27 protein-coding genes are annotated in these 26,886 nt (G+C 45.0%); 18 read left to right on the forward strand and 9 right to left on the reverse strand.

Annotated features, from left to right (window positions below; genetic code table 11):
* Positions 1-84: 84 nt before the first annotated feature.
* On the reverse strand, positions 85-465 hold the full coding sequence (locus tag NM125_RS00005; protein ID WP_255131561.1) for an ArsR/SmtB family transcription factor: 381 nt from the start codon (positions 463-465) through the stop codon (positions 85-87).
* Positions 466-711: 246 nt separating this feature from the next.
* Between NM125_RS00005 and NM125_RS00010 the strand changes: the two genes are divergently transcribed.
* The 4 genes from NM125_RS00010 (at position 712) to NM125_RS00025 (ending at position 2,105) form a co-directional block, all read left to right on the forward strand.
* The gene (locus NM125_RS00010; RefSeq protein ID WP_255131563.1) at positions 712-945 is read left to right on the forward strand and encodes a hypothetical protein; all 234 of its coding nucleotides are present in this window, start codon (positions 712-714) and stop codon (positions 943-945) included.
* A 193-nt stretch (positions 946-1,138) separates the two neighbouring features.
* Positions 1,139-1,357, forward strand: a complete 219-nt coding sequence (locus NM125_RS00015) for a ribbon-helix-helix protein, CopG family (protein WP_255131565.1) — start codon at positions 1,139-1,141, stop codon at positions 1,355-1,357.
* Positions 1,354-1,755: a putative toxin-antitoxin system toxin component, PIN family gene (locus NM125_RS00020; protein WP_255131567.1), complete on the forward strand. Its 402-nt coding sequence runs from the start codon at positions 1,354-1,356 to the stop codon at positions 1,753-1,755. Before NM125_RS00015 ends, NM125_RS00020 begins: the two co-directional genes overlap by 4 nt.
* 185 nt (positions 1,756-1,940) lie before the next feature.
* Positions 1,941-2,105 carry a hypothetical protein gene (locus NM125_RS00025; protein WP_232802958.1) on the forward strand — a complete coding sequence of 55 codons (165 nt, stop codon included), beginning with the start codon at positions 1,941-1,943 and terminating at the stop codon, positions 2,103-2,105.
* On the opposite strand, the gene NM125_RS00030 is transcribed toward NM125_RS00025, so the two are convergent.
* A complete protein-coding gene (locus NM125_RS00030; RefSeq protein ID WP_255131572.1) occupies positions 2,086-2,670 on the reverse strand; it encodes a Fic/DOC family protein in 585 nt (194 codons plus the stop codon). The two genes, NM125_RS00025 and NM125_RS00030, sit on opposite strands and share 20 nt — an antisense overlap.
* A 250-nt stretch (positions 2,671-2,920) precedes the next feature.
* Between NM125_RS00030 and NM125_RS00035 the strand changes: the two genes are divergently transcribed.
* The 3 genes from NM125_RS00035 to NM125_RS00045 all read left to right on the forward strand — a co-directional run bounded on the left by NM125_RS00035 (position 2,921) and on the right by NM125_RS00045 (position 5,087).
* The gene (locus NM125_RS00035) at positions 2,921-3,154 is read left to right on the forward strand and encodes an addiction module protein (RefSeq protein ID WP_255131574.1); all 234 of its coding nucleotides are present in this window, start codon (positions 2,921-2,923) and stop codon (positions 3,152-3,154) included.
* Positions 3,151-3,285 carry a hypothetical protein gene (locus tag NM125_RS00040; protein WP_255131576.1) on the forward strand — a complete coding sequence of 45 codons (135 nt, stop codon included), beginning with the start codon at positions 3,151-3,153 and terminating at the stop codon, positions 3,283-3,285. The genes NM125_RS00035 and NM125_RS00040 overlap by 4 nt, the downstream gene beginning before the upstream one ends.
* Positions 3,286-3,788: 503 nt before the next feature.
* Entirely contained in the window at positions 3,789-5,087 is a 1,299-nt protein-coding gene (locus NM125_RS00045) for a hypothetical protein (RefSeq protein ID WP_255131578.1), read from the forward strand.
* Positions 5,088-5,193: 106 nt separating this feature from the next.
* On the opposite strand, the gene purB is transcribed toward NM125_RS00045, so the two are convergent.
* The 5 genes from purB to NM125_RS00070 all read right to left on the reverse strand — a co-directional run bounded on the left by purB (position 5,194) and on the right by NM125_RS00070 (position 11,213).
* Positions 5,194-6,489 (reverse strand): adenylosuccinate lyase, encoded by a 1,296-nt coding sequence (purB, locus tag NM125_RS00050; RefSeq protein ID WP_255131580.1) that lies wholly within the window; start codon positions 6,487-6,489, stop codon positions 5,194-5,196.
* Positions 6,490-6,586: 97 nt separating this feature from the next.
* On the reverse strand, positions 6,587-8,086 hold the full coding sequence (locus NM125_RS00055; RefSeq protein WP_255131582.1) for a M48 family metalloprotease: 1,500 nt from the start codon (positions 8,084-8,086) through the stop codon (positions 6,587-6,589).
* 67 nt (positions 8,087-8,153) lie between these two features.
* Complete coding sequence (murB, locus tag NM125_RS00060; RefSeq protein WP_255131584.1) at positions 8,154-9,182, reverse strand: UDP-N-acetylmuramate dehydrogenase; 1,029 nt, start codon at positions 9,180-9,182, stop codon at positions 8,154-8,156.
* 2 nt (positions 9,183-9,184) lie between these two features.
* Positions 9,185-10,576, reverse strand: a complete 1,392-nt coding sequence (locus tag NM125_RS00065) for a hemolysin family protein (RefSeq protein WP_255131586.1) — start codon at positions 10,574-10,576, stop codon at positions 9,185-9,187.
* Between the two features lie 145 nt (positions 10,577-10,721).
* Positions 10,722-11,213 carry a single-stranded DNA-binding protein gene (locus tag NM125_RS00070; RefSeq protein ID WP_255131588.1) on the reverse strand — a complete coding sequence of 164 codons (492 nt, stop codon included), beginning with the start codon at positions 11,211-11,213 and terminating at the stop codon, positions 10,722-10,724.
* Between the two features lie 285 nt (positions 11,214-11,498).
* Here NM125_RS00070 and NM125_RS00075 point away from each other — a divergent pair, with 285 nt between their 5' ends.
* From NM125_RS00075 to NM125_RS00090, 4 genes are read left to right on the forward strand one after another with little or no spacing between them, the layout of a single operon-like run.
* Positions 11,499-13,133, forward strand: a complete 1,635-nt coding sequence (locus NM125_RS00075; protein ID WP_255131590.1) for a DUF1800 domain-containing protein — start codon at positions 11,499-11,501, stop codon at positions 13,131-13,133.
* Positions 13,134-13,155: 22 nt separating this feature from the next.
* Entirely contained in the window at positions 13,156-14,805 is a 1,650-nt protein-coding gene (locus NM125_RS00080) for a DUF1501 domain-containing protein (protein WP_255131592.1), read from the forward strand.
* Complete coding sequence (locus tag NM125_RS00085; RefSeq protein WP_255131594.1) at positions 14,802-15,866, forward strand: WG repeat-containing protein; 1,065 nt, start codon at positions 14,802-14,804, stop codon at positions 15,864-15,866. The genes NM125_RS00080 and NM125_RS00085 overlap by 4 nt, the downstream gene beginning before the upstream one ends.
* A 12-nt stretch (positions 15,867-15,878) precedes the next feature.
* On the forward strand, positions 15,879-16,922 hold the full coding sequence (locus NM125_RS00090; RefSeq protein WP_255131596.1) for a WG repeat-containing protein: 1,044 nt from the start codon (positions 15,879-15,881) through the stop codon (positions 16,920-16,922).
* A gap of 211 nt (positions 16,923-17,133) precedes the next feature.
* On the opposite strand, the gene NM125_RS00095 is transcribed toward NM125_RS00090, so the two are convergent.
* The gene (locus tag NM125_RS00095; protein WP_255131599.1) at positions 17,134-17,799 is read right to left on the reverse strand and encodes a hypothetical protein; all 666 of its coding nucleotides are present in this window, start codon (positions 17,797-17,799) and stop codon (positions 17,134-17,136) included.
* Positions 17,800-18,128: 329 nt separating this feature from the next.
* Here NM125_RS00095 and NM125_RS00100 point away from each other — a divergent pair, with 329 nt between their 5' ends.
* The 5 genes from NM125_RS00100 (at position 18,129) to NM125_RS00120 (ending at position 23,644) form a co-directional block, all read left to right on the forward strand.
* Positions 18,129-18,254, forward strand: a complete 126-nt coding sequence (locus NM125_RS00100) for a hypothetical protein (RefSeq protein ID WP_255131601.1) — start codon at positions 18,129-18,131, stop codon at positions 18,252-18,254.
* An 83-nt stretch (positions 18,255-18,337) separates the two neighbouring features.
* Entirely contained in the window at positions 18,338-18,817 is a 480-nt protein-coding gene (locus tag NM125_RS00105; protein WP_255131603.1) for a TspO/MBR family protein, read from the forward strand.
* A 15-nt stretch (positions 18,818-18,832) separates the two neighbouring features.
* Positions 18,833-19,387, forward strand: coding sequence for a DUF427 domain-containing protein (locus NM125_RS00110; protein WP_255131605.1), 555 nt, complete (start codon positions 18,833-18,835; stop codon positions 19,385-19,387).
* A 71-nt stretch (positions 19,388-19,458) separates the two neighbouring features.
* Positions 19,459-21,501, forward strand: a complete 2,043-nt coding sequence (locus NM125_RS00115; RefSeq protein WP_255131607.1) for a S9 family peptidase — start codon at positions 19,459-19,461, stop codon at positions 21,499-21,501.
* Positions 21,502-21,616: 115 nt separating this feature from the next.
* Positions 21,617-23,644, forward strand: a complete 2,028-nt coding sequence (locus tag NM125_RS00120; protein WP_255131609.1) for a monovalent cation:proton antiporter family protein — start codon at positions 21,617-21,619, stop codon at positions 23,642-23,644.
* A gap of 151 nt (positions 23,645-23,795) precedes the next feature.
* Here the strand turns inward: NM125_RS00120 and NM125_RS00125 are convergent, their stop codons facing one another.
* On the reverse strand, positions 23,796-24,209 hold the full coding sequence (locus tag NM125_RS00125) for a DUF1761 domain-containing protein (protein ID WP_255131611.1): 414 nt from the start codon (positions 24,207-24,209) through the stop codon (positions 23,796-23,798).
* Positions 24,210-24,428: 219 nt separating this feature from the next.
* On the opposite strand from NM125_RS00125, the gene deoC reads away from it, so the two are divergent.
* Entirely contained in the window at positions 24,429-25,328 is a 900-nt protein-coding gene (gene deoC / locus NM125_RS00130; protein WP_255131619.1) for a deoxyribose-phosphate aldolase, read from the forward strand.
* 47 nt (positions 25,329-25,375) lie between these two features.
* Positions 25,376-26,878 (forward strand): aldehyde dehydrogenase family protein, encoded by a 1,503-nt coding sequence (locus NM125_RS00135; RefSeq protein WP_255131620.1) that lies wholly within the window; start codon positions 25,376-25,378, stop codon positions 26,876-26,878.
* The last annotated feature ends 8 nt before the right edge of the window (positions 26,879-26,886 follow it).

The following is a 26,886-nucleotide window of genomic DNA, read 5'->3' on the forward strand; positions in this document are numbered from 1 at the left end:
TGATACAGCAAAGGGAAGCTATAAATGCTACTCCCAGTCCCGCGCCCAGCCAGTTTGTGTCAGAGTTATTGTTTTGTTGCTTGTTCATGCTGCTAATACCTCCATAATGGCATTGTTTTCAATCTGGTTAAAAAGTGGTTTCAAAAGCTCGTCATAAGGTTCTTGCAAAGAATAGAAGATGAGTTTTCCCTCCCTTCTTGAACCTAAAAGTCCGGCGTCTTTCAATTTTCGTAGGTGTTGCGATACCGCTGGTACGGTCATATCCAAAATATCGCTCAAATCACATGGGCATAAATCTTCCTCCGTACTTAACAAGAACAGAATTTTCAGGCGCACATCATTCCCGGCCAGTTTCAGTATGTCTGATAGTTTTAAGATAGATGACTCTACCGCACTGATTGAGTCAATACAGCGATTGATCTGGTTCAGATCGGCTACATCACGAATACAGGATTGTTTATTCATAGCAGATTATTTATTTAAGAAACTGCTTAAATATAGATTCAATTTAAAATTTAAGCAAATGATTAAATGAAAATCATAGCAGACGGTTCTATAACAACGGTTTCAACGCGGACTTGGCCGCATTTTGCCCTTTCAAAGCTCAATTAGATAAAGAAGTTCTGAGTTTTAATTACATTACCTGCCAATAAGGCCAAGCCGGTTAAACCGCAGACCGTTATGTTCTAAACTTAAATACAGACTTTTATCATGCTAGAATTTATTAGTGGCCTGCTTATTGACTTTAGTTTAATTGGTGGTATAATTTTATTTGGACTAAGCTTTTCCAAGAAGTACAGAAAGCATAAAGCCAAGATGCTTGTTGCTAGTTTGATATTAATTGCTGTCGGTTTCATCTTCCTAGATTATTCTGCTTTGTCAGAGGCTTATCAAAGCGGTCTTGAATCCGGAAGAAGTATTTTGACAACCCTGTTTAAAACATAACAAAGCGTTTTAAATCGGACGCGGACGGGGTGCGATCAAACTTGTTTGTCAGGTATTAATTTCGCTACTTCAAAGAAATATTAATCCCCGCGCCGTTTAAACGCTGGGTCGTTATAGCCCTTTTCAAATAAATAAGTTGCCCTCTCGTTAAAGTTGTGTTACATTGTAAAACACTAAACGTAATTCTACTTTCATGGATACAACTCTCACTATTCGAATTGACAAAGAACTAGATCAACTTCTTGAAGAATCATCGAAAAAGTCCGGTCGTTCAAAAAGTGAATTAGTCCGACAAGCTTTAAAACGGCAATTATCCATTGAGACTTTTCAGGAATTGCGTAAACAACTTTTACCCTATGGAGAAGCCCAAGGGTGGCTTACCGATGAAGATGTTTTTCGTGAAGTTTCGTGAAAATTTTTACTGACACCAACGTATTAGTAAGTGCTTTCACCGCAAGGGGATTATGTGCAGACCTTCTTGAAGTTATTCTTGCAGATCATCAGTTAATAACTGGGGAAATTGTTTTAACTGAATTGGAACGGGTACTAACTAAGAAACTCAATGTTCCACAGAACAAAGTTTCCAAAACACTTTTATTTCTTCGAAAATATCAAATAGAGCCGATTCCTGATAAACCTTCTGATGTAAAAGTAAGAGATGAAGATGATCGATGTGTGTTGGAGTCAGCATTGAGGGCAAAAGCCGACATATTAGTAACCGGAGATAAAGATTTATTGGTCATAGCAAACAATGTACCACAACTAAAGATTATTTCGCCGCGAGGGTTTTGGGAATTACTAAAAGAGTAAATCGGGCTATAACAACGGTTTCAACGCGGACTTGGCCGCTGTTTGCTGGTTCAATATTTTTTGGCTTAAAGAAATTCCGAGTTTTAATTACATTACCATTCAATAAGGCCAAGCCGGTTAAACCGCAGACCGTTATACTGCTTGTCAATTAAGAACTTTTATTCACTTTTTGGTATATTATAGACATGAAATCAAAGAAAAATATCGAGTCTATTTCTCGTGGAGCTATGAAATCACAGCGGGCATCTTTTCGTATTGAAGGGATTAATATATCCAAAAAGAAAGCTGAGCAAATCCGCCGAGAAGTAGTTCAGGAATTTCAGCAAAAGGTTACTTCTCCAACATCCTGAAAAGCTCGATCATCGGCTGGTAATTCTTTTCTGCTGCCGATTGCACAGCTTTTATGTATTCCGACATCTTCTTCTCTGTAATCTTTCCGAAACTGAATTTTTCGAAATCAAACTTTGCCGCAATTAAATCTACGAAGAGTCGAGCTGTACGTCCATTCCCTTCTCTGAATGGATGAATAAATAGTAATTCTGCGTGAATTGGGGCAACATATTGTATGAGCTCTTCATATCCTTCTACATGCTTTGGAAGATCACCAAGAAACTCAGTTTCAAATTCCTGAATAATGTCTGGCAGAAATTTAGCCGTTGGAAAAGTAAATCCACCTTTGGACATATTCACTTGTCTGAGTTCTCCTGCAAATTCGTATAAATGATGTAGAGCAGTCTTGTGAATTTCCGAGATCAAATTCCATTCGAAGGAATCCACTTTATCTAATTCGGATTCAAATTTAATTTCAGCTCTAAGAAATCCCCGATACTCTTCTTCTGCGATCTTATCAGGATCGGTTAGTCCAAGTTTGTTGGGCAGGATTTCATCTTCTGATTTTGGCGTTTGATATTTCATGTCTAAAAGATAAGCCGAAACGAAGTAAAGCGCATTATATCAAGACGTTTTAAAGCGGACGCGGACCTGCCTCAGCCGGCAGGCAGGTGGGATGCAATGAAACTTGATTGCCAGGAATTAATTTTGCGACTTCAACGAAATTATAATCCCTGCGCCGATAAATTGGGTCGTTATACCCACTATAATAATGCATCTCGCTTCCAGTTCTCTTTAGTAATAATTACATTCAGCTAAACTAATTCAATTTATTATGATTACCGATTTCAAAGAGATAGAGAATTCCGCCTTAAATCTTGACCGGAAGAATAAAGCCCGTCTGGCTGATAAATTATTGCAGAGTATCCAAGGTAAAATTGATCCAGAAATCGAACAGGCTTGGGTTGATGAAGTTCAAAAGAGAAAGGAATCGCTTAAATCTGGAGACGCCTCTCTTCATTCGGCTACTGATGTTTTAAAAGAAGCGAGAAAACGTATTGAAAAGTGACTATTAAATTTCATTCAGAAGCCAGAAAAGAATTCTTTGAAACTTCGGAATATTATGAAGAACAGGTAGTTGGCCTTGGAGATGACTTTATTGATGAGGTAGAAAAAGCTTTAGATGTTATTGAACAATAATCTTCATCTGGTACTAATATCACTAAAACAGAACTAAGATTTTTAGTTCCCCGCTTTCCATATGGACTCATTTACTCTGAGGAAAACGAACTTATTACCATATTTGCCGTCATGAATTTAAAGCGAAAGCCAGGGTACTGGAAATCTCGAACCTAAAACCGTGGGCATAACATTACGCTTTATATCGGACGCCCCAAATAATCGGAACAAGCAGGATTGGGTGCGATGGAACTTGATTGCCAAAAATTAATTTTGCTACTTCAACGAAATTATAATCCCTGCGCCGATATCGCGGGTCATTACTCCCTAATTTGAGTGCCATGCCGCGACCAATCCATGACCAAAATTCCCGGAAAATTCGAAACGGTTTAGATTTTCATGGGATCAGTCTAAGTGACCTATACTTTAGGCTCGTATGCGCTGAAGCAAGAGATGAAAAATCGTTCTCCTTCAGCCCGGGCCTCAAGCTTCATTCAACCCCACTACCCCGGATACACTACTTCATGAAGAGAAAAGTATGTGCCGCGATCATGATTTGTCTAATCGTACTTTTATGGATTGGTGCTGCCGTCAGTCCTGTAGCCGCACAGGGAGCCGAAATGGGAACACCCACCCGGCTCGCCCTCTTTCTCGACTGTGACTTCTGCGATGAGACCTTCATTCGTCAGGAGATGCCTTACCTGGATCATGTCCGTGACCGTGAAGTCGCTGATGTTCACGTTCTTGTTACCCGGGAGGACACGGGATCGGGCGGAGAAGCACTGACCATTGATGTCATCGGCCTGGGCATCTTCGATGGGCTGGATTTTTCTACCGTCTTCAATACACCTGCCAACGCCACTGAGGCCGAAGAGCGGAACGGATTCCTCCGAACCCTCGAAGCCGCGCTGGTGCCGTACCTGATACAGACTCCCATACGAGACCGACTACGTGTGAACATTGCGCCGTCCGAGGTGTACGCCGCCGGGCAGACCAAGACTATGGAAGACCCCTGGAATCATTGGACGATCGAGATCTATGCTGACGGTAGTGCCGACTTCGAATCCCAGCAGCGATCCTTCGACACCCGGTACGGGATGTACGTCAGCCGTGTGACCGAGGAGTGGAAGCTTCAGCTCCGGCCCTTCTTTAACTACAACTACGACCGATTTGAGCGTGAGCAAGAAACGATTACGAGTTCGGCCCGACGTGACGGATTCACCAGTTATGCCATACGAAGCATCTCGCCGCACTGGTCTGCCGGTGCCTATGGAGACGTTCTAACCTCGACCTATTCTAATGTAGACTGGCGCTATCGCTTCATGGGCGCAGTGGAATGGAGCCTCTACCCGTACCGCGAGGCAAATCGGCGACAACTGACGGTTGCTTATCGTCTGGGCAGCTCACACATCTCATACCGAGACACAACCATCTACAACGAAATTGAAGAAGTGCTTCCACAGCATCTACTCAACGCAGGGTATGAAGTCGTACAGCCATGGGGAGGAATCGAAATAGGCGTCAATGCCTCACAGTACCTGCACGACCTCTCGCGTCACAGTCTTCAGTTTGATGCGGAGTTCGAAATTCGAATCACCAGAGGGCTTTCCGTAGAGATTGGCGGCTTCCTCGAGCTCATCCACGATCAGATTAACCTTCCAAAGGGTAACGCAGACCTCGAAGATGTGCTTCTGAGGCGCAGACAGCTCGAAACCAACTACGAGGCGGGCCTCAGCTTCGGGTTCCGTTACCGTTTCGGCTCGCTTCTCAACAATGTCGTCAATCCGCGCTTCGGAGGCATCGGCAACCGGGACCGGTTCTGATCCGCAGACTGCAACGAAGTCGTAGGTTTCAATTATCGTTCTTTCTCTAAATATCAGAACTATTCTTTAAATATAGCTCTCATCCAGGAACCAGTAGTTCCAAAGCTCAATTCAAGCCGACCCGCTCAAAAATCACATCCACGTTACGGGTGTGGTGATTCAGGTCAAAAGCCTCATCGATTTCTTCCTGGGATAGAGCTTCTGTTATCGTTTCATCGGCTTCAACGATAGGCTTAAAGAGCGTTTGTTCTTCCCAGGATTTCATAGCCAGCGGCTGAACGGTATCGTAGGCTTTTTCCCGTGGCATGCCTTTATCTATTAACTTGTGCAGCAGGCGCTGAGAGAATACCAGTCCTTGTGTCTTCCAGATGTTGGATTCCATATTGTCTTCAAAAACCACCAGGTTTTCAATGACACCGGCAAACCGGTTCAGCATATAATCAAGTAAGGTGGTGGCGTCAGGAAGAATAATACGCTCGGCGGAAGAGTGTGAGATATCCCGCTCGTGCCAAAGGGGAATATTCTCATAAGCGGTAACCATATATCCCCGAAGTACGCGTGCGCATCCCGAGATATTTTCGGAGCTCACCGGATTTCGCTTATGCGGCATAGAGGATGATCCCTTCTGCCCTTTCCGGAAAGCTTCCTCGGCTTCTCTAAGTTCACTGCGCTGCAGGTGTCTAACTTCCACAGCCATCTTCTCCATCGTTGAGCCAATCAAAGCCAAGGTGGACAGGTAGTATGCGTGACGATCGCGCTGCAGGGTTTGGGTGGAAATAGGCGCCGGCTGAAGTCCTAATTTCTCGCAGGTATATTCCTCAACTTCCGGCGGAATGTTGGCAAAAGTTCCTACGGAACCGGATAACTTTCCAAACTCCACATCGGCTGCGGCCTTTTTAAATCGCTCCAGGTTTCGCTCCATCTCGGCATACCATAAAGCGCACTTGAGCCCAAAAGTAGTTGGTTCGGCGTGGATACCGTGGGTACGCCCCATCATTACTGTGTACTTGTGCTTTTTCGCTTTTTCAGCCAGTACATTTACAATACGCTCCAACCCTTCCAGCAGAATAACGTTGGCTTTCTTAAGGCGTACTCCCCAGGCGGTATCAACTACGTCGGTGGAGGTCAGCCCGTAGTGCACCCATTTCTTTTCATCCCCAAGGGTTTCGGAAACGGCTCGGGTAAAGGCAACCACATCATGGCGGGTTTTGGCTTCGATTTCTTTGATGCGGTCGACATCAAAAGAAGCATTTTCGTACAGCTTATCCACGTCTTCCATGGGTATTTTACCCAACCTGGCCCATGCCCAACAGGCCGCTAGTTCAACCTCCAGCCAGGCTTGAAATTGTTGTTCATCCGTCCATAAGTCAGACATTTCCTTGCGGGAATAGCGAGCGATCATGCGATAGTTTGTTTGAATTGAAAATTACCAGTCAAAGATAATGCTTTTCTTTTTCAGGTTTAAAAAAGGATTCCGGTAAAAACTCTAATACTTATTCTTACTGAACCGGAATTTTGAGGATCGTCCCCTGTTGGATAGTTTCATCCAGTTTCACCTGATTGATGATCGCCACATCCAGCGGTTGGATATCCATGGGCAGGTCGGCCGGTAAGAATTCTGCAAAAGGGGCTGTTCGGGCAGCAGGTTTTAAATCAATTCTGACGGGATCGATTCCCAAGATGGAGGCATCATTCAATTCTCTGAAGCCGGCCGGTATAGAAGCAAATTCGCCTTCATAAATGGGAAAGTCTGAAGCTGATGTGTAACTCAGAAAGTTGTAAATATTCCCCTGAAACTCAATAGCTGTAATCTGAATCCGCAGTTCGGTACTGTCTTGGGCAAGTGCGGTTGCAAAAGCCTGATAGCCGTCCAGGCCATTTTCGGTGTATTGATACTGATCGACCGTAGTAATGCCTTCTCTGTTTAGAAATGAGTTCACATAACTCTCCGCTGAATTGCTTTCCGAATCGATGGTAAACTGAGTGATGGCTGTTTGCTCCTCATTCACCATTATAACTGCAGCCGGTTGGTTATAAACTTGCAATCCCGCCGGAACCGGAAATTGAAACTTCAGGTCGGGATGGTAGAAGGTTCCTTTTCTCTCAAAACCATGACGGGGATTATTCCCAAACACCATACCCTCGATCATATTCAAAAACTCTTCATCATCCAGGATGGTTTGCTCATAGCCGCGTTCTTCCCATTTTTGGGCTAACTCGGGGATGGTTTTCTCCCGCTCACCGGGATCGGGGTGACTGGAAAGCAAGGTAGGAACACCGCCTCCCTGACTTTCTGAAATCCGTTCCAGAGAGTTAAAAAACTCAGCTCCTTCAGCTGCTTTGTAATTCTTCATCGCTGAATATTCCACACCCAGAGCATCTGATTCGCGTTCATCATCTCTACCATATTTCAAAAACATAAGCTGGGCCGTCTGGCTGCTCAATTGAAGAATACTCCCGCCGTCATAACCGAGCGATTCCCCTAAAACAGCACCCCCCATGATGGCTATTTGTCCGATTTGCTGCTCAACGGCCCGCTGAGATGCATGTCGGGCAGCAACATGGCCAATCTCATGCCCTAAAACAACGGCAAGTTGAGCTTCATTATTGAGATGCGCCAGAAGTCCCCGCGTTACATAAATGTATCCTCCCGGCAGAGCAAACGCATTTACCACAGGGCTGTCTAGTACCCGAAAGGTAAACTCGGTTTCCCGAAATTTCTTTGGAGTGTCTTCCCTTCTCAGGTGACTAACTTCCAGCAACGACTGTCCAAGGTCAGATACATAATTCGATAGCTCTTCATTTTGATAGAGGCCGTATTGGGCCACAATTTCCTTATCTGCATTGGCACCAAGTTTTTCTTCCTCTTCCCAACTGTAACCGAAGGCGCGTTTGTTACCCGAAACGGGGTTTTGCTCAAGGGTCACACATCCGCTTCCAAGTACCGCGAAGGATAACAGCAGGGTGATTATAAAAGATCTTGTTTTCATGAATTTCATAATGATTTAACTCTTTATTTCAATAGATCTAAGTGAAAGTAAGTGCACAATGTTTCCCGGAAGCTGATCAGGAAACGATATTAACTTCCGGTGCCAGAAAAACACCAAAGCGATCTTTAACTGAAACCTGAATTTTCTGTGCCAGATTCCATATCTCTTCTCCGGTGGCATTCCCGTAATTTACAATAACCAATGCCTGCATCTTATGAACGCCGGCATCACCAAAACGTTTCCCCTTCCATCCGCACTGATCGATCAGCCAAGCAGCCGGTACTTTTACCTTTTCCCCCGCAGGGTATGAAGGTATATCCGGGTATGCTGATTGCAGCTCCTCAAATTGCTTCTTGGTAATCACCGGGTTTTTAAAAAAGCTGCCGGTATTCCCAATCTCTGCCGGATCGGGCAGCTTGCTTTGGCGGATCTCAATAACCGCCTCGCTAATGTCTTTGATGGATGGATTCTTGATGCCCTTCTCTTCCAGCTTTTCGGAAAGTGCACGGTAGGAGGTATTTACCTTCGGTGATTTTTGAAGCCTCAGTTTTACACCCGTTATAACAAAGAGTCCTTTCAACTCATTTTTAAATACGCTGTCGCGATAGCCAAACCGACACTCTTTTTTGCTGAAAGATTTCAGCTCCCCGGTTTTTATTTCAACTGCTTCCAGGGATTCAAAAACTTCCTCCAGCTCAACTCCATATGCTCCTATGTTCTGTATAGGAGCCGCACCAACGGAGCCGGGAATAAGGGACAGATTCTCGATTCCGCCCCATCCTTTTTCCACGCAATGCACCACCAGTTCGTGCCAGTTTTCCCCGGCTCCCACATTCAGGATTACCTCTCCCTCATCCTCCCGATCAATGGAAACCCCTTTAATGTCCACATGGATGACCAGTCCTTTAAAATCGCTGATGAATAACACATTGCTTCCACCACCTATCATGAACCTGGGAGTATCCTGAAAACGGGAATCAGCCAACAGGCTTTGTAATTCCCCTACGGATTGAACGGAGCAGAAATAACGGGCCTTTGCCGCTATGCCCATGGTATTGTAATCGGAAAGGTTAAAATTTTCCTGAATGGAAAATGACTGGCTCATAATTACGATTCAGCAGGTGTTTGAACTTCTTTAGGGCTTTCTACTTTCACTCTCACCTTTTTGATCCGGTTATTTTTAACAGAGTGAACCGTGAGCTCAAGGTTTTTGTAGGTGAGGCGTTCTCCCACCACCGGCAGGCTTTCGGTGAGATGGTAAATCAAACCTCCCAGCGTTTCAAATTCGTCCTCATCGGTAGTAACCTCCGACTCCAGGATGTCTTCCATATCATCCAGGTCAATCTTGGCATCAAAAATATAGATACCGCTTTTGAAACGGGTGTACAAGGTTTCTTCGTCACCGGAGTCGTCGGTTATATCACCTACAATCTCCTCCAGAATATCGTCCATGGTAACGATCCCTTCGGTTCCGCCATACTCATCTACCACGATGGCAATGTGTGTTTTTTCCTGCTGAAAATCCCGGAGCAGATCGTCCAGTTTCTTGGTGGCTGGAATGAAAAGAGCTTTTCTTGAAACGGTTTTCCAGTTCAGGGACGGTTCTTTTTCATCGGCATTCAAATAGGGAAGCACATCTTTAGCGTAAAGCACTCCTACAATGTTATCCAGATCATTCTCAAACAATGGCATTCGGGAAAGTCCGTTTTCACGGATCTTGGTGAGCACATCCTGCAGCGACTCATCCAAAGCCACGGCTATAATATTTACCCTGGAGGTCATTATCTCCCGCACGGTGATATTCCCAAACCCAATCACGTTCTCAATAATCTCCCGCTCGTCTTCTTTGATTGACCCTTCCTGCTCGCTCACCTCTGCCATAGTTCGAATGTCTTCGGAAGTCATTTTACTGGCCGGCTTGGGAAGGTAACGCTCGAGGCTGATGGTACTGTCTGCAATCAATTTGGCGAAAGGCTTAAGCAGAATAAACAAGCTGTAAATAAAAGCACTGTTTCCCCGCGAAACTTTAATCGGGTTATTGATAGCAATTATTTTTGGGGTGATTTCACTCAGAATCAAAATCATGAAGGTCAGTACAATCACCTCAACAGTATATACAATCACTTCTGAAAGTCCGTATGCCGCTACGATATCCCCGGTGATAACAGCCGCTAAAACAGATGCCACAATATTGGCAAAGGTATTTCCGATGAGGATGGTAGCCAGCAGGCGCCGGGGTTTTTCCAACATCTTTATGATGCGGTCGTCGGCCGAGCCTAAAGTCTCATCTTGCTTCAGATCTTGCATCCGGTTTGACAGTGAAAATAGGGCTACTTCGGAACCGGAGAATACAGCCGAAAATGCCAATCCCAGGAATAAAAAGAGGAGCTCAATTCCTAACACCACAGGATCTAAAGCTTGCGCTGTGGTAGCGGCACTTTCACTAAGCGTGATAAGAGAATCTTGAACCAAACTGAAAGGATCTTCGATAGTATCCAATTACTGTTTATTTATGATTGATTTAATGTAAGGATGCCTTCGCTATCCCCAAAAATAAAAGATTTTAAGCTAACCTGAGCGATAAATAAAAAAACGACACGAGAATTCCTCATGTCGTTTTTAAAATTCAACAAACTGTGTTGATTTAGAATGGAAGATCGTCGTCCATATCATCAAAGTTGCTGTCCAATTCCACATTGCTGCTCATCGGCTTGCCGCCACCCTGATTTTGGTTCTGATTCTGATTTTGGTTTGGCCGCTGCTGAGGCTGGTTGCCTCCGGGCTGATTTCCACCACCGGAGTTTCCGCGACTGTCTAACATCACCATTTGCAGAGCTTTGATTTCGGTAGTGTATCGCTTTTGCCCGTCTTTGTCTTCCCACTGGCGGGTTTGGATCGGACCTTCAATATAAACCTTGGAGCCTTTGCTCAAATACTGCTGACAGATTTCAGCTGTTCTTCCCCATGCAACCACACGGTGCCATTCTGTGCGTTCCTGATATTCCCCGTTGCTGTCTTTAAAGCGCTCGCTGGTGGCAATACTTAATGTAGCCACGGCTGTATTCGACTGTGTGTACCGTACCTCAGGGTCTTGACCAAGATTTCCAATTAACATTGCTTTATTAAGTGAACTCATAACGTATCCTGTTCTTTTTTGCTGTTTTGTTTGCAATGTAAGAGTTAGTTCAGAAGAATTCCTTACAAAAAAATTTAAAAAACCTTCTCAATCATTAAGTATTCTCTTAATGATTAAAATTTATTTCAGTCTCAAAAATATCCCGATATCATTGTTAACCATTCAATTGCAGAAATCGGGAACCTTCTTCGAATTTGCCTCTATAAAAAAAGTGGCAACGATTTTGTAACACTTAACACTTCCCCATTCTCTTATAGGTACAAAAGAGACGAAAATCCGGAGCATATGATTAGTGAAGAGATCAACGAGGGCTTGAGAGAGTCCCCGATCAAAACAAAGAATAATAGCAATCAACAAGCGGCAGGTCTGGAAGCTTATACCGGAACCTGGAGTAAAACTCAGGCTGCTCATTTGGTTCGGCGCACGCATCTTGGGTTGAAGATTAACAACCTCAATTATGCACGTAGTTTTAGCAACGCGACAGATGCTGCAGAAGCCATCGTTGATAACGCTATTTCCACTCCCCTGCCAGACGACCCACAATGGTTCAGTAACAGCAATTCCGGGGATGTTCAGGATGTGTATGATATTCAGTTCCGCTGGATGGATGCCATGTATAACGGCGGACTCCGCGAACGCATGAAACTGTTCTGGAGCAACCATTTTGCCGTTTCTTACAGCAACATGAATGCCCTGCCCGATAAAGCCAGCGACAGTTACGCCAGCCATATGTATAAGTACTGGAAGCTGCTTCATGAATACAGCTTTGGCAACTTTAAGGAGTTTGTGACACGGATGAGCAAGAACTCCGCTATGGTGTATTATCTCAATAACTATAACAACCGTGAAGGCCAGCCTAACGAAGATTTTGCCCGCGAGCTTATGGAGCTCTTTACCCTCGGGCCCAAGGACAAGGATGGTAACGATAATTATTCTGAAAATGATGTGGCCGAAGTAGCCCGGGCGGTTACCGGGTGGCGGGTAAATGATGCCACTTTGAGCGGGTATTTTGATGAAAGCCGTTTCGACAGTTCCAGTAAAACCATTTTCGGGGTAGCCAGTAATTTTGATTTGGACACTGTTATCGACCTGATTTTCTCCCAGAAAGAGCAGGAAGTCGCCTACTTTATCTCGAAGAAGCTGTACGTGTTCTTTGTTTCCGCCCAACCCAATGAAACGGTTATTTCTGACCTTGCCGATTATTGCATCGCCCAGAATTTTGATATCGGTGAAGTGCTGAAGAAATTGCTGAGCAGCGCTCACTTTTATGAAGAGCGGTTTTATGGCTGCCGGATTAAGAGTCCTACAGAGGTTTTTATCAGTTACCTGAGGGAGCTGGAAATCACCCCTACTTCTCAGCTGAAAGAATACATACGGCTGCGGATGCAGGAGTTGAATGAGGAGCTTCTTCGTCCCGAAACCGTTTTTGGATGGGCCGGTTATAACCCTCCCTACTCTGACGGAACACCGGGCCATTATTCCTGGCTCAACACCAACCTGATGCCATCGCGCTGGGATAACCTCACCGATATTATTTACGGATACGACAACGCCGGAAACCGGTACAATCCCATCCGTCTGGCTGAGAAAATATCAGACCCGTCAAATCCTTTTACGCTGGCTGAAGACCTGGCCGAACATTTATTGGCGCCACCGCTTGATACCGTCGGCGTTCGAAAAATCGATGAAGATTTTGCCGGAAATCCGGCCCTTCACCCCAGTACCAATGTGGCGGGCTTTGACTCGTTCCCCGAATACAAAATAAACCTGACTAAAATACTATTGGGCACCATTCCCTGGTACGAATTCACTGCAAACAGCGACCAGGATGGAAACCTTTACTACGAAGAGACCTTTGCCGAGGCCATCCGGCAATACATTTCCTATTTGCAGCAACTACCGGCCTATCAGCTCATTTAATTTCAAATAATCGTCAAGAAGCATGTGTAAGAACGATCATCATAATCCGAAGTTATCCCACGACCGTAAAGGAGCCAGCCTTGAAGACAAGGAAGCTCACAAACATGATCATGAGAGCTGGAGCCGGCGAAGTTTCCTGAGTACGCTTGGCTTTGGCGCCATTGGTTCGTCTATGATGTTGGGAGGAATGCCGGTTAGTACCTTTGCCCGCTCCAAGTTTTTTAATCGCTTATCCCGAGCTGATAACGACCGCGTACTTGTGCTGATACAACTAAGCGGAGGAAATGACGGACTGAACACCATCATCCCGGTCGAAAATGATATTTATTACCAGAAACGTCCTACAATCGGCATTCGCAAGCAGGATTCTATTCTGCTGAGTGATGATATCGGAATGCACCCTGCCATGAGCAACCTTCAGCCGTTTTGGGGTGATGGCAATATGGCCGTAATCAATAATGTGGGTTATTCGAACACCAACCGCTCCCACGCCCGTGCAACCGATATCTGGACCACCGGAAGTGGTGGTGGCGACGTGGAGAATACCGGCTGGGCCGGACGATTCCTGGTGGAAGACAACCCCGATTTTATCATGAATCCTCCCGAATTCCCGCTGGGCGTCCGTATCGGTGGTTCGGCTACCCTTTTCCAGAGTGAATTTGGAAACCTGGGCGTTACCTTTGGCGGTGCCAGCCAGTTTACCCAATTCCTTGAGCAGGGCGGTTTTTATGATGAAAACAACGTGCCTTCAAATGATTTTGGTGATTCACTTTCCTTTGCCCGTAAAATTGCCAACTCCTCCTTCAAGTATCTCGAATCTATTCAGGAAGCGGCTGATAATGCCTCCAATATGGGTGAGTATCCGAATTCATCCCTTGCCCAGAGTCTTGCGGTGGTTGCGCGTTTAATCCGTGGCGGGTTAAATACCAAGTTGTTCCTGGTTTCCAAAGGCGGTTTTGATACGCATAATAATCAGGGCGGAACCGACGGCGGACACGCGAATTTACTGGCTGATATTGCCAACTCCGTGAACGCTTTTTATGCGGATCTTGGTAGTGATAACCTGCAAAACAAAGCTTTGACCATGACCTTTTCCGAGTTCGGCCGAACGCTGGATGAAAATTCATCCAATGGAACCGATCATGGCTCTTCAGCCCCGGTAATGGTGTTTGGACCTGTTAATGGCGGCCTTTACGGCAATCACGCCGATTTAACCAATTTGGATAACTCGGGCGACCCGGTATTCAGTACCGACTACCGTTCGGTGTACACTTCCATTCTGGACGACTGGTTTGGCCTGGCCGATGAGGAAACGGGTGCGGTAATTGACGGCTCTTTTAACAAGCTGGATTTTGTGGACTCTACGGCTACCGTTCCTACCGGAATTAAAAACGGAGGAAACGGCCCGACATCGTTTAAGCTGGAACAGAACTACCCGAATCCTTTCAACCCAACCACTACCCTTTCGTTTTCGCTGGCAAAAGCTGCTGATGTAAAACTTCGTGTTTATAACATTAAGGGAAGCCTGATTCGAACGATAATAAATGAAAGGAAATCAGCCGGAGAGTACAGCATCCAGTTCGATGCTGCCAACCTGCCCAGCGGTACCTACCTGTATAAACTTGAAACACCATCCGGTACTCAAACCAAAAAAATGACCTTAATCAAATGACCTATTCAGCAAAACAACAATTGAAGCCCAAATTACTTTCGCTGCTGCTTATTGCCTTGTTTGGCATTGTGTTGATGACCGGTTGTGACCTGGCGAATTCAGTAGTTGGAAATGATGACGATAAAGACAATCAGAAAACCATTCACCCCGTATTGTTGAACGGAGAATGGGGATTTATTTCAACCTCAGGTAACATCCTTATGGAACCCCGGTTCGATTTCGCCAGAGATATGTCTGACGGACTCGCTGCGATACGTGAAGGTACTCTTTGGGGATATGTGCAATCCGATCCTGCCCAACTGGTAATAGAGGCTCAATTCACCAGTGCCGGTGATTTTGAAGACGGTCTTGCTCCCGTTCAGCTACCGGGACAGTTATATGGTTTTATCGATGAAACCGGCAGTTTTGTAATCGAAGCTCAGTACGATTTTGCCCAGCCTATTTCTGAAGGAAAAGCGGCCGTTCGCATAGACGGACTTTGGGGATATATCAATTCCGATGGCAGCATCCTTGTGGAGCCACAGTACAGCGATGCCCGTCCTTTTTCTAACGGACTGGCGGCTGTGGAAACCTTTAACGGCTGGATTTACATCGATGAAGAAGGCAATGAAAGCATCAATCCCACCTTCCAGATTTCAACAGCGGGAGAGTTTGTAGATGGCCTTGCCCCCATCGAAACGGCGGAAGGTTGGGGATTTATCAATAAATCCGGAAGCCCTGAAATCACTCCTAAATTTGAAGAAGCCGGACGCTTTTCCCAGGGCTTAGCCTGGTTCAGAGAAGGAGATTATATCGGCTTCATTAATAAAGACGAAGAAATTGTAATCGAGCCCCAGTTCGCTGAAGTAAAACCGTTCTCCGAAAACATGGCGGCCATACGCCTGAACAATGACTGGTTTTACCTGAACAAAAGCAGCAAGCTCATTTCCATAACCGAACCTTTTGATCAGGCCGAAAGCTTCATCAATGGTATTGCCCGCGTTCAAATTGGTAACGATGACAACATCCGGTATGGATACATCGACAAGAAAGGCGAATTCATTTGGTACCCAACCCGATAAATCAAGAAAATCATGAAACGATTATTACTACTGCTCACATTAGCGATCACGATTACATCCTGTGACCTCGTAAACTCTGTAACCGGCAATGATGACGATAATGCCGTAAAGTTATATCCCGTTTTGGTTGACGGAGACTGGGGGTATATCAATCAGCATGGAGAAATTATACTGGAACCGGATTTCCAAAATGCGGGTGATTTCCATGAAGGCCTTGCTGTTGTCCGCGAATCCTGGGGCTGGAAATACATCAATGCCAAAGGGGAAATTAAAATTGAAGGGAATTTTAATAACATTCGCCGCTTTTCAGGGGGCAAAGCTGCCGTTCAGTTTGATGGCCGCTGGGGATATATCAACACTTCCGGAAATTTTGTCATCAACCCGAAATTCCGTGGTGCGTCCCGGTTTTCTGACGGTCGCGCTTTTGTACGCAGCGTTGACTACAGAGAATTCTACTACATCGATGAAAACGGAGAACGAATTGAATCGGTGGATCTCCCCGATGACATGGATTATGTGGAAGAAAATGAATTTCGCAATGGCCGCGCTATGGTTCGGGATGATGATTTGTACGGCTATATAGATAAATCCGGGAATACCATCGTGGATTTCAAATATGCGGAAGCACGGCCTTTTTCCAATCAGCTGGCTGCCGTCCGTATCAGTGACCGCTGGGGATTTATTGGCAACAACGGTGAAGTTTCCATTTCGCCTCAGTTTATAAGCGTGGGCGATTTCGGTAACGGACTTGCCCCCGCCCGATCAAGCTCTAACTCTTTCGGATATATTAATAAATCCGGGGAGTTTGTGATTGAGGAACAATTTGAACAGGCCGGTATGTTCTCCGAAGAACGCGCTCCGGTTATGATCAACAACAAATGGACGTTCATCGATAAATCAGGTAATCGGATTACCTCTCCCAAGTTTGATGAGGTGGAGCCTTTTTACAATGGACTGGCAAGAGTAACCATCTATGTTACTGTGGAAGACGAAATTGAGGAGAATTACGGGTATATCAACAAATCCGGGGATTATGTCTGGTTTCCAACCCGGTAATGAAGGTTGTTTCTAAATACAATCAATCAGCTTCTTTACCTCTATTAATTTTGAGCAAAAAAGAAATACCATTACTTCAGAACAAATTACCTGAGATTAGTTGTTTCAACATTCGATACCACCTTAAACAAAGCCCTGTTGACTGCACATAATTATTTTCGGAAAAGGATAAGAAAATTAGTTCACACCCTATCGGTGTGAAAGTCCGCTGTCATTCCACCCTATAATTCATCAGGTACATCTCTTCTTTAAACCTGTCAGGGTCATCTTCACCTATTGAAGTTTGAGCTACCAACCCAACCCCCGGACTATAATGCATATAATAATCCCAGGCTGTGAACGGATGACCATTCTCTAAAAACTCAATGGTAAATTTATATACGTAACAGGTGAAGGTGCCCGCCGGAGTTTCTATTTCCCGGTTTGTATCAACCAAGGTGACCTCAAGCGTATCCGAAACATAAAATTTCAGGCTATCCCTGGAAAAAGCTAATCGTGGGATACCCCAACTCATCCCTTCTTCAGCAGGCCAAGGTTTGTCAATAAATTGTGTGAACAAAGTATCCGTATCAGCTATGCCTCCCATTATATACAATCCCCCTTCTCCATTGCGGTATAGCCAATAAAATTCAGGGATTTCGGGTGGAAGAGGTACCAGGTTAAATCCATAAGCGGTGTATGAAGTATCCCCCCACGGCACCTGTATTTCTTTTGCTACTTCATAGCGCAAGGTGTCTTTTATTGAACCAAGATAGGTAAAGTCATATTCCCACCAGTTCCCTACGGCCAGCGGCATTAATTCATCGCTTTTCTTTTTGCTGTCGCCCCCATCCAACAGGCCACAGCTACCCCCAAAAAGGAAGACTAAAATGATCATACTTACTATAATTGAAGAAATTTTACGCTTATGTGTCATGTCTCTTAACTATGCTTCTTTTCTTTATTTACATACTAAGTAATAGATACATAAAGCCGTTAAATGGTACAAATTAAATTCAAGCTTCACAGGGTTATGCGGCAGGGCCAATTATATATCCCTTGTTATTTCATCTTATAGTTCAGGAATCGGGTAGAAAGGGTAGTCGTTATATCCATAAGTGGTATAGCAAGTATCCCCCAATGACCTGAATTTTTTCCAGCCGATCATTTCGGCTTCTTTTGTAACAAACCGGGCTTGTTAACCTCCTGTATAAAAAAAGAACAGCCATGATTTCAGAACAAATACTATCCGACTACTCTGAACAGGAAAGTGATACTTCCGAAAAGATCATGAGAGCTAAAATTGCCCTCTTATTCATTTCGGTGGCAGCTTTGGTTTTTTTCTCATTCTAAATTACCGGCAACCTTCAGGCATTTGCCTTTGAATGGAATGAGCTTTTCCTACCCGGTGTTAAACACATCAAAAAAGGAAGAGTATGAAGAACATTCCATTTTGGGCTAAAGTAATATTCGGTATTCTTGCCTGTAATGCAGTCGGGCTGGCGGCAAGCAGCGTAACCTTACCGGCTATCACCACCTGGTATGCAGATCTGAACAAGCCCTCCTTTAATCCACCCAATTGGTTATTCGGGCCGGTTTGGACTACGCTTTACACCCTGATGGGAGTGGCGGCCGCAGGTGTCTGGGAGGAAGGATTTCCAAAACCGCCCGTAAAATCTGCCCTTACAGTTTTTGGAGTACAACTGTTTCTGAACGGACTATGGTCATTTCTTTTCTTCGGTCTCCAATCTCCACTTATTGCTTTCATCGAGATAATCCTCTTACTTGTTTTCATTGTACTGACGTTTAAAAAATTCAGAGAAATAAAATGGTGGATCGGTTGGCTTTTAGTACCTTACCTACTGTGGGTGGCTTTTGCTGCTATCCTCAACCTTTTTATAGTTGTACTTAATTAACTTTTAAAAAAATCAATGACAGACCTTCCAAGTTGGGCTAAATCGGGGCAATCACAGTGGAAGTATTACGGGCAAAAACGGCCTGAATTCGCTCATAAACCCAAAGAAGGACAAGAATCGGTGTGGGATTATCCACGCCCGCCAAAAGTCGACCCTGATTCTCGGGAAGTACTGATCATTTTTGCCAATAAAATCATTGCCCGAAGTACCCGCGCCATCCGGATCTTGGAAACAGCAAGTCCGCCAACTTTCTACATCCCTCCCTCCGATCTGAACTCGAAATACCTTGTTAAAGCGAAGGGAGAATCAAAATGTGAATGGAAAGGGGAAGCGATTTACTGGGACGTTGTTGTGGAAGATGAGAAGGCAATTCGGGCAGCCTGGTCTTACCCTAAACCATTCGCTGACTTCACCAAAATCAAAAGTCATTTGGCTTTTTACCCCTCCAAAGTTCATTGTTATGTAGATGGTGAACACGTGAAGCCTCAGCCCGGAGGATTCTATGGCGGATGGATAACCCGCGAAATAGTCGGACCGGTTAAAGGGGAATCGGAAGAGACCTATTTGTAAAGTATGTTCAAATGTTTTTAGAACTGCGCGGAAGCAATTATTTTCCGCCATCACAATAACCAATTACAGCCATGATGATGAAACGAACCGCCACCCTTGTACTGCTTCTTTTTTCCTTTCTGAGCTTATCCGTTACCGCTCAGGTAGATGAATCTCATTTCGATTATATGGATTTATTTGACCTGCAGATGGTCAGTAGTCCTGCGATTTCTCCTGATGGTAATACCATTATTTACGAACGCCATCAATTTGATGTAATGACCGACCGGCGTTTTGTGAACCTGTGGAGTATTTCGTTTTCCGGAGATAACCACCACCCCCTTACTTCAGTAACAAGTTCTTACGGAAATGTGACCTGGTCGCCAAGCGGAGATCGCATTGCCTATACGTCATCGGAAGAAGGCTCAAACCAGATTTTTGTACGCTGGATGAACTCCGGCGAAACGGCCTCCATCACAAACCTGACTGAAAGTCCGGGAAATTTGAGATGGTCGCCCGATGGCAGCATGATTCTTTTTTCTAAATTTGTACCGGGCACTTCTTCTGTGGTGAAAACTGATATGCCTGCTCCACCTTCCGGAGCAAAGTGGGAACAGTCTGCACAAGTTATAGACAAAGCGGTTTACCGACGAGATGGTGGTGGTTATGTAGCTGATGGCTTTGACCATCTATTTGTGATTTCTGCTGACGGAGGCGCTCCGCGTCAGTTAACTTCAGGAGATTATGATCACGGTTCCGCATCCTGGACACCTGATGGAAATATCATTTTTACGGCAGATCGTTCAGGAAATGCAGATTTGGATCCCAACAATGAGCAAATCTACGAAATGAATATTGAGACCGGAGCCATGACAAAGATTACGGATAAGCGAGGTCCACATAGCAGTCCCAGAGTTTCTCCCGATGGAAAGCTCATTGCCTATACCGGCTATGAGGATAAATTCCTGGGATACCAGCTTACTGATTTATATGTGATGAATCGTAACGGCTCAAACCTGAGAAAAATCTCACAGAAAGTAGCTAATGATATTTCTTCTGTTACATGGGCGGATGACAGTAAATCTTTGTTTTTCAGGTACACCGAAGAGGGCGTTGCAAAAGTTGGTAACATAAAATTAAATGGAGATTACAGTGAAGTAGCAGCTGATCTTTCCAGCACAACCATTGGTCGCCCATACAGCGGAGGCTCTTATTCTGTGGCAACAAACGGCCGTATTGCCTTTACCTCCGGAACCGCAACTCAGCCCGCTGAACTTAGTGTTGGTCACTTTCCAACCCGAATGCAGAACCGTACCCTCACTAATTTGAATGCACAATTCCTGAAATCGAAAACCCTTGGACAAGTTGAAGAATTTTGGGTGAATTCCTCTGTAGATGATTTCAGAGTTCAGGGCTGGATCATAACCCCTCCTGACTTTGATCCAAACGATCAATACCCAATGATACTCGAAATTCATGGCGGACCTCACACCGCGTATGGACCTCAATTTTCTCCTGAGTTACAGTTAATGGCCAGTCGCGGTTACGTGGTTGTCTATACAAATCCTCGTGGAAGTACCAGTTATGGTGAAGAATTTGCGGCCTATATCAATCACAATTACCCCAGCGAAGACCACAACGATTTGATGGACGCAGTAGATTACGTGATCGATCAGGGCTATATCGATGTAAATAACTTATTCATAACCGGAGGAAGCGGTGGCGGAGTACTTAGCTCATGGGCCATCGGTAAAACAGATCGCTTTAAGGCTGCGGTAGTGGCAAAACCCGTTATAAACTGGTACAGCTTTGTTCTGACAGCAGACGGTTCCCCCTTCTACAGTAAATATTGGTTTACCAAAATGCCGTGGGAAGATCCCGAACAATACCTGGAGCGATCTCCAATTTCGTTGGTGGGCAATGTCACAACACCTACCATGCTGCTTACCGGCGAGCAGGACTACCGAACTCCAATGAGCGAAACTGAGCAATACTACGCTGCCCTAAAACTACAGGGTGTTGATGCCGCCATGGTTCGAATTCAGGGCTCAGGCCATGGAATCGCCTCCAAACCAAGCAACCTCTTTCGAAAAGTAGCTTACATTGTTGGCTGGTTTGATAAATATAGAGAATAGCTGACGGCATTCAGATTTCAGCTGTCGGTTTTGTGCTAAAACTGACAGCTGATACTCTGAAATTCATTTTACATTTAGTTCCATTCAATTCAACAAGCTTTAAAGTCTTTCATACATGCTCTTTGCAGTAAGTCTTCCTTTCCTAAACGAAATCGTTGCGCTCTTTCTCGTAAGTGTATTGATTGCCTACATCTGCTATCGAATAAAACTGGTGCCTATCGCCGGTTTTTTGATTGCCGGTGTGATTATAGGCCCCAATGCCCTTGGCTTGGTTCAGGACCAGGAATTGGTGGATATGCTTGCGGAAATCGGGATTATCTTACTGCTTTTTACCATCGGTATTGAGTTCAGCCTCGAAAAACTCTCCCGGATTCGGAACGCAATTTTTGTAGGTGGTGGGCTGCAGGTTTTGCTGACGGTAGCGGCGGTAGTCGGCATCCTTTTCTTTTTTGGGGTTGATTGGAAAGTAGGCATTTATACCGGCTGTCTCGTAGCGTTGAGCTCCACGGCCATCATCCTCGGGCTTTTCAGTGAACAGGGAAAAACCGATACACCTGTAGGACGGTTATCTCTGGCCGTTTTGATATTCCAGGATTTGGCCATTATCGCTATGGTGTTGCTCGTCCCTATCCTATCCGGACAGAGCGATTCTATGACCGACCTGTTCTTCGTTCTCGGAAAAGCTGTTTTATTGATTGCCGTTGTGGTTCTCTTGGCTCGAAAAGTGGTTCCGTGGATATTAGAAAAAGTAGCTCAAACACGCCGTCAAGAACTCTTTTTGCTCACCGTGATTGCCATTTGTTTTGGCACGGCTGCACTTACCAATCTTGCAGAAGTCAGTCTTGCACTGGGAGCGTTCTTAGCCGGACTGGTAGTAAGTGAGAGCCATTACAGTGATCACGCCATTAGTGAAATCCTTCCTCTTAAAACCATTTTTAATGCGGTTTTCTTTGTCTCCGTGGGGATGCTGCTGGATTTACAGTTTGTCATCGAAAATCCACTGTTATTACTTGGTGTTGCAGCCGGTGTTCTGTTGCTGAAATTTATTCTGAGCTCTGTCAGTTTACTTACCCTTGGCTACCCCGTTCGGGTAGCGGCGGCCTCCGGTATTGTGCTGGCCCAAATCGGTGAATTTTCTTTTGTTCTGGAACGGGCCGGACGTGTAACCGGTCTTACTCCCGGCGGATTTGGTGAGGTAGGCTCACAAACTTTCATAGCCGTTTCTGTTTTATTGATGCTCCTCACACCTCTATTTCTTCACATCAGCCCCAACATTGGCAACCTGCTGGCCAAAACACCTTTAAAACATATCGGACAGAAAAGGAAAGAATCTGCAAAAGAAGACGATCACACTGACCTGGAAGACCATGTTATCATTGTAGGTTACGGTCCTGCAGGCCGGAACCTTGCCCGTGTATTGCGCGAATCCGGCATCCCATATATTGTGATCGAGATGAATCCGAAATCTGTAAACGAGATGCACGATAATGATATCCCGGCTATTTACGGAGATGCATCCCGTACTCATATTCTTGAACATGCTCAGATTTCCAAAGCCAAATTGTGTGTCATAGCTATTAACGATCCTTCCATCAGTCCCCGTATTATTAAACTAGCGAATTACATCAACCCTACCATTCAGGTGATTGTGAGGACCCGATATCTTTCAGAAGCGGATTTCCTCGAGAAAGCCGGTGCCGATATTGTTGTTCCCGAAGAAATGGAAACCACCGTTCGTCTGTTCTCCAATGTATTGAAGGCATACATGATCCCTGACGAAGAAATTGAGCAGCACATCAGAGAGTTACGGGCTGAAGATTATGAAATTATGCGCGGGAGCATACAGGAGGCGCACTTAATGGTACTTCAGGGTCTTGATGAAGAAGGGTTACATACTCGTGCTGTTGTAGTCAGGGAAGGCTCTTTAGCGGCCGGAAAAACACTGGCCGACCTGAAGCTCAGAAATAAATATGAAATTACAGTATTGACGGTGAATCGTGGAGAAAAGAACGTTGGAAATCCGTCCGGAGATTTTAAACTGCAACCGGGCGACCGTCTCGTTATGGTTGGACTGGCCACCCGTTTTGCAGATGCAGCAGAAATATTCCGTGAGCAGGAAAACCCGCTGGAGTTCGAGGAGTAGGGTTGTTCAGCTATCAGCTATCAGCTATCAGCTATCAGCTATCAGCTATCAGCTATCAGCTATCAGAGGTTGTTCATTTCAATGGCTTAAACAAAATAGATTATTAATTCACTGACAGCTGAAGTCTGTAAGCTGATAGCTTAAACAGCCTTTACTTCCAGGCGCCTAATATCAAGCCCATCAGGGTAAAGACGACAATCCAGAAACTCCCGTTAATAAAAATGTAGGTCCAGGATTTTTGCTCATATAAAGCATTCACCCCTAATGCGGTGGCTACCCATCCAAAACCGGTTAAAAAGCCATAAAAAGCTCCATTGCTACCATTAATCATATCAGCCGAGGCCGGATCTCCGTAAAAAAACATAGCCAGACAAAAAGCCATAATAAATTGAAAGATCAGCGTGACGCCGAATATTTTAGCCATATTTCCATTCTCAGCATCTTCTTCGGTCATACCGACTGCTTCCATCCATTTCTTCCCAAACAAGGGTCCATACCACACAAACCCGATTGCAAAACCAACAAGTGAGGCGGCTACTACAGCCAGCCAATTAATTGCAGACATTTCCATTTATTCTACCTCATTTTATTAATGTTAATTTAACTATTACCTATCCCGGGCTCTCCATTACTTCATGAGCCTCAGTCAATTAACAAAAATTATGTTTCTGGCACAATTCTTACCTAAAAATGAAATCCCGAATATTCACCTTTACAGGATCAAGCTTTTGCTTAAGATTTCTTACCTTCTGCCTCACAGTTACTAACGACCAAAATTTACAGTATGAAGTATCCTGATTTCAACCAAACCGTTCCCATCGATCATGTAGGTGTGGAAGAACGTGTTTCCAGGTTGAATAAGCGCAGCATCAAGAAAGATTCCAAAATACAGGCGCTGAAAATGGCGCTCAGTATGATTGATTTGACTACGCTGGAGGGTAAAGATTCACCCGGCAAAGTCATTCAACTTTGTCAAAAAGCAAAGCGGCCCCACCCGGCTGTTCCAGATCTGCCGACCGTAGCTGCCATTTGTGTATATCCGAGCATGGTTTCTGTGGCTAAAAATGCCCTCAAGGGAACCGACATTAATGTAGCCAGCGTTGCTACTGCTTTCCCAAGCGGCCAGTCTCCCCTTTCCATGAGATTAGAAGACACTAAATTTGCCGTTTCGGAGGGAGCCGATGAAATTGATATGGTCATTAGCCGCGGTGCTTTTCTGAATGGAGAGTATCAGCTGGTTTTTGATGAAATAGCGGCCGTAAAAGAAGCTTGCGGAGAAGCGCATCTGAAAGTGATCCTCGAGACGGGGGAACTTCACACCTACGAAAATGTGCGCAAAGCCAGCGATATTGCTATGCATGCCGGTGCCGACTTCATTAAAACCTCAACGGGTAAAACTAGTCCGGCAGCAACACAGCCCGTAACTCTTGTAATGCTGGAAGCCATTCGCGATTTCTATTACGATACCGGCAAAATGATCGGCATGAAGCCCGCAGGTGGAATCAGAACCGCGAAACAAGCCATCCAATATTTAGTTATAGTAAAAGAAACACTGGGTGCCGACTGGTTAAACAAGGATTATTTCCGCTTCGGAGCCAGTTCGCTAACAAACGACCTATTGATGCAAATTGTGAAGCAACAAACAGGCCATTATCAATCACTGGATTATTTCAGCAACGATTAATCGGGATTGAACGGCCTTAAAAGAACTTGAATTAAGTACCAACTACTATGTCTGACACGGAAACTAAAGAAGCTCCTTACAAACCCACTTCACCAAATTCGAAACTGGATTTTGAGTCTGTTTGGGAATATGCCCCGGCACCTCAAACCTCGGACTTTGTTGAGGTAAAGGAGCGCTATGATCTCTTCATTGGCGGGAAATTTGTAAAGCCATCCAAAGGCCGATACTTCAAGAGTACCAACCCGGCTACCGAAGAGGAAATCACAGAATTTGCTGAAGCTACCCAGAAGGATGTGGACAAAGCCGTAAAAGCTGCCCGAAAAGCTTTTGAGGGTGAATGGTCGAGGATTTCAGCTAAAGAAAGAGGCAAGTATATTTACCGTATCGCCCGGATGATACAGGAGCGTGCCCGTGAATTTGCCGTTCTGGAATCAATGGATGGCGGTAAGCCCATCCGTGAGTCACGCGATGTTGACATTCCTTTAGTTGCCGCTTATTTCTTCTACTATGCCGGCTGGGCAGATAAACTCGAGTATGCCTTCCCGGGAAGAAAACCCAAACCCCTTGGCGTGTGCGGACAAATTATCCCATGGAATTTCCCCTTGCTGATGCTGGCCTGGAAGATTGCCCCTGCCCTTGCTTGTGGAAATACCGTTGTTCTTAAACCGGCCGAGACTACCTCATTGACAGCGCTGAAGTTTGCGGAACTGGTTCGCGACTGCGGACTGCCCGAGGGCGTGGTGAACATTGTTACCGGTGCAGGGCAAACCGGAGCAGAAATCGTCAATCATAAAGATATTGATAAAGTAGCATTTACCGGTTCAACCCAAGTCGGGAAAATCATTCAAAAGTCCCTGGCCGGAACCGACAAAAAGTACACGCTTGAATTAGGTGGAAAAGGCGCTTTGGTTATTTTTGAAGATGCCCCGATAGACCAGGCGGTGGAAGGTATTATTAACGCCATTTACTTTAACCAGGGGCACGTGTGCTGTGCCGGTTCCCGATTGCTGGTTCAGGAAGGTGTGGCTGATAAAGTAATCCAAAAACTGAAAGACCGGCTTGAAACATTGATTGTTGGTGATCCTCTGGACAAGAATACCGACATTGGTGCCATCAACTCTAAAGAGCAGTTTGAGACGGTAAATAAATACCTGGAACTCGGTGTAGATGAAGGTGCTGATATCTACCAAAGTAAATGTGATATCCCCGAAAACGGCTATTTCATACGCCCTACTCTTTTCACCAATGTTTCACAATCGAATCGAGTGGTTCAGGAAGAAATTTTTGGGCCGGTGCTAACGGTGCAAACATTCCGCACGGCAGATGAAGGTATCGAGAAAGCCAATAACACCCCATACGGACTTGCAAGTGGTGTTTGGACCGACAAAGGCTCCAAGATTTTCCAAATGGGAAGCAAAATGAGATCCGGTGTTATCTGGGCGAATACCTACAACAAATTCGATCCTACTTCTCCGTTTGGCGGTTACAAAGAAAGTGGAGTTGGGCGAGAAGGCGGACTCCACGGATTAGCAGCCTACACAAAAATTTAATTACTAAG

Origin of the sequence: Gracilimonas sediminicola, from assembly GCF_024320785.1 — a bacterium.
In the GTDB taxonomy this organism is placed as follows: domain Bacteria; phylum Bacteroidota; class Rhodothermia; order Balneolales; family Balneolaceae; genus Gracilimonas; species Gracilimonas sediminicola.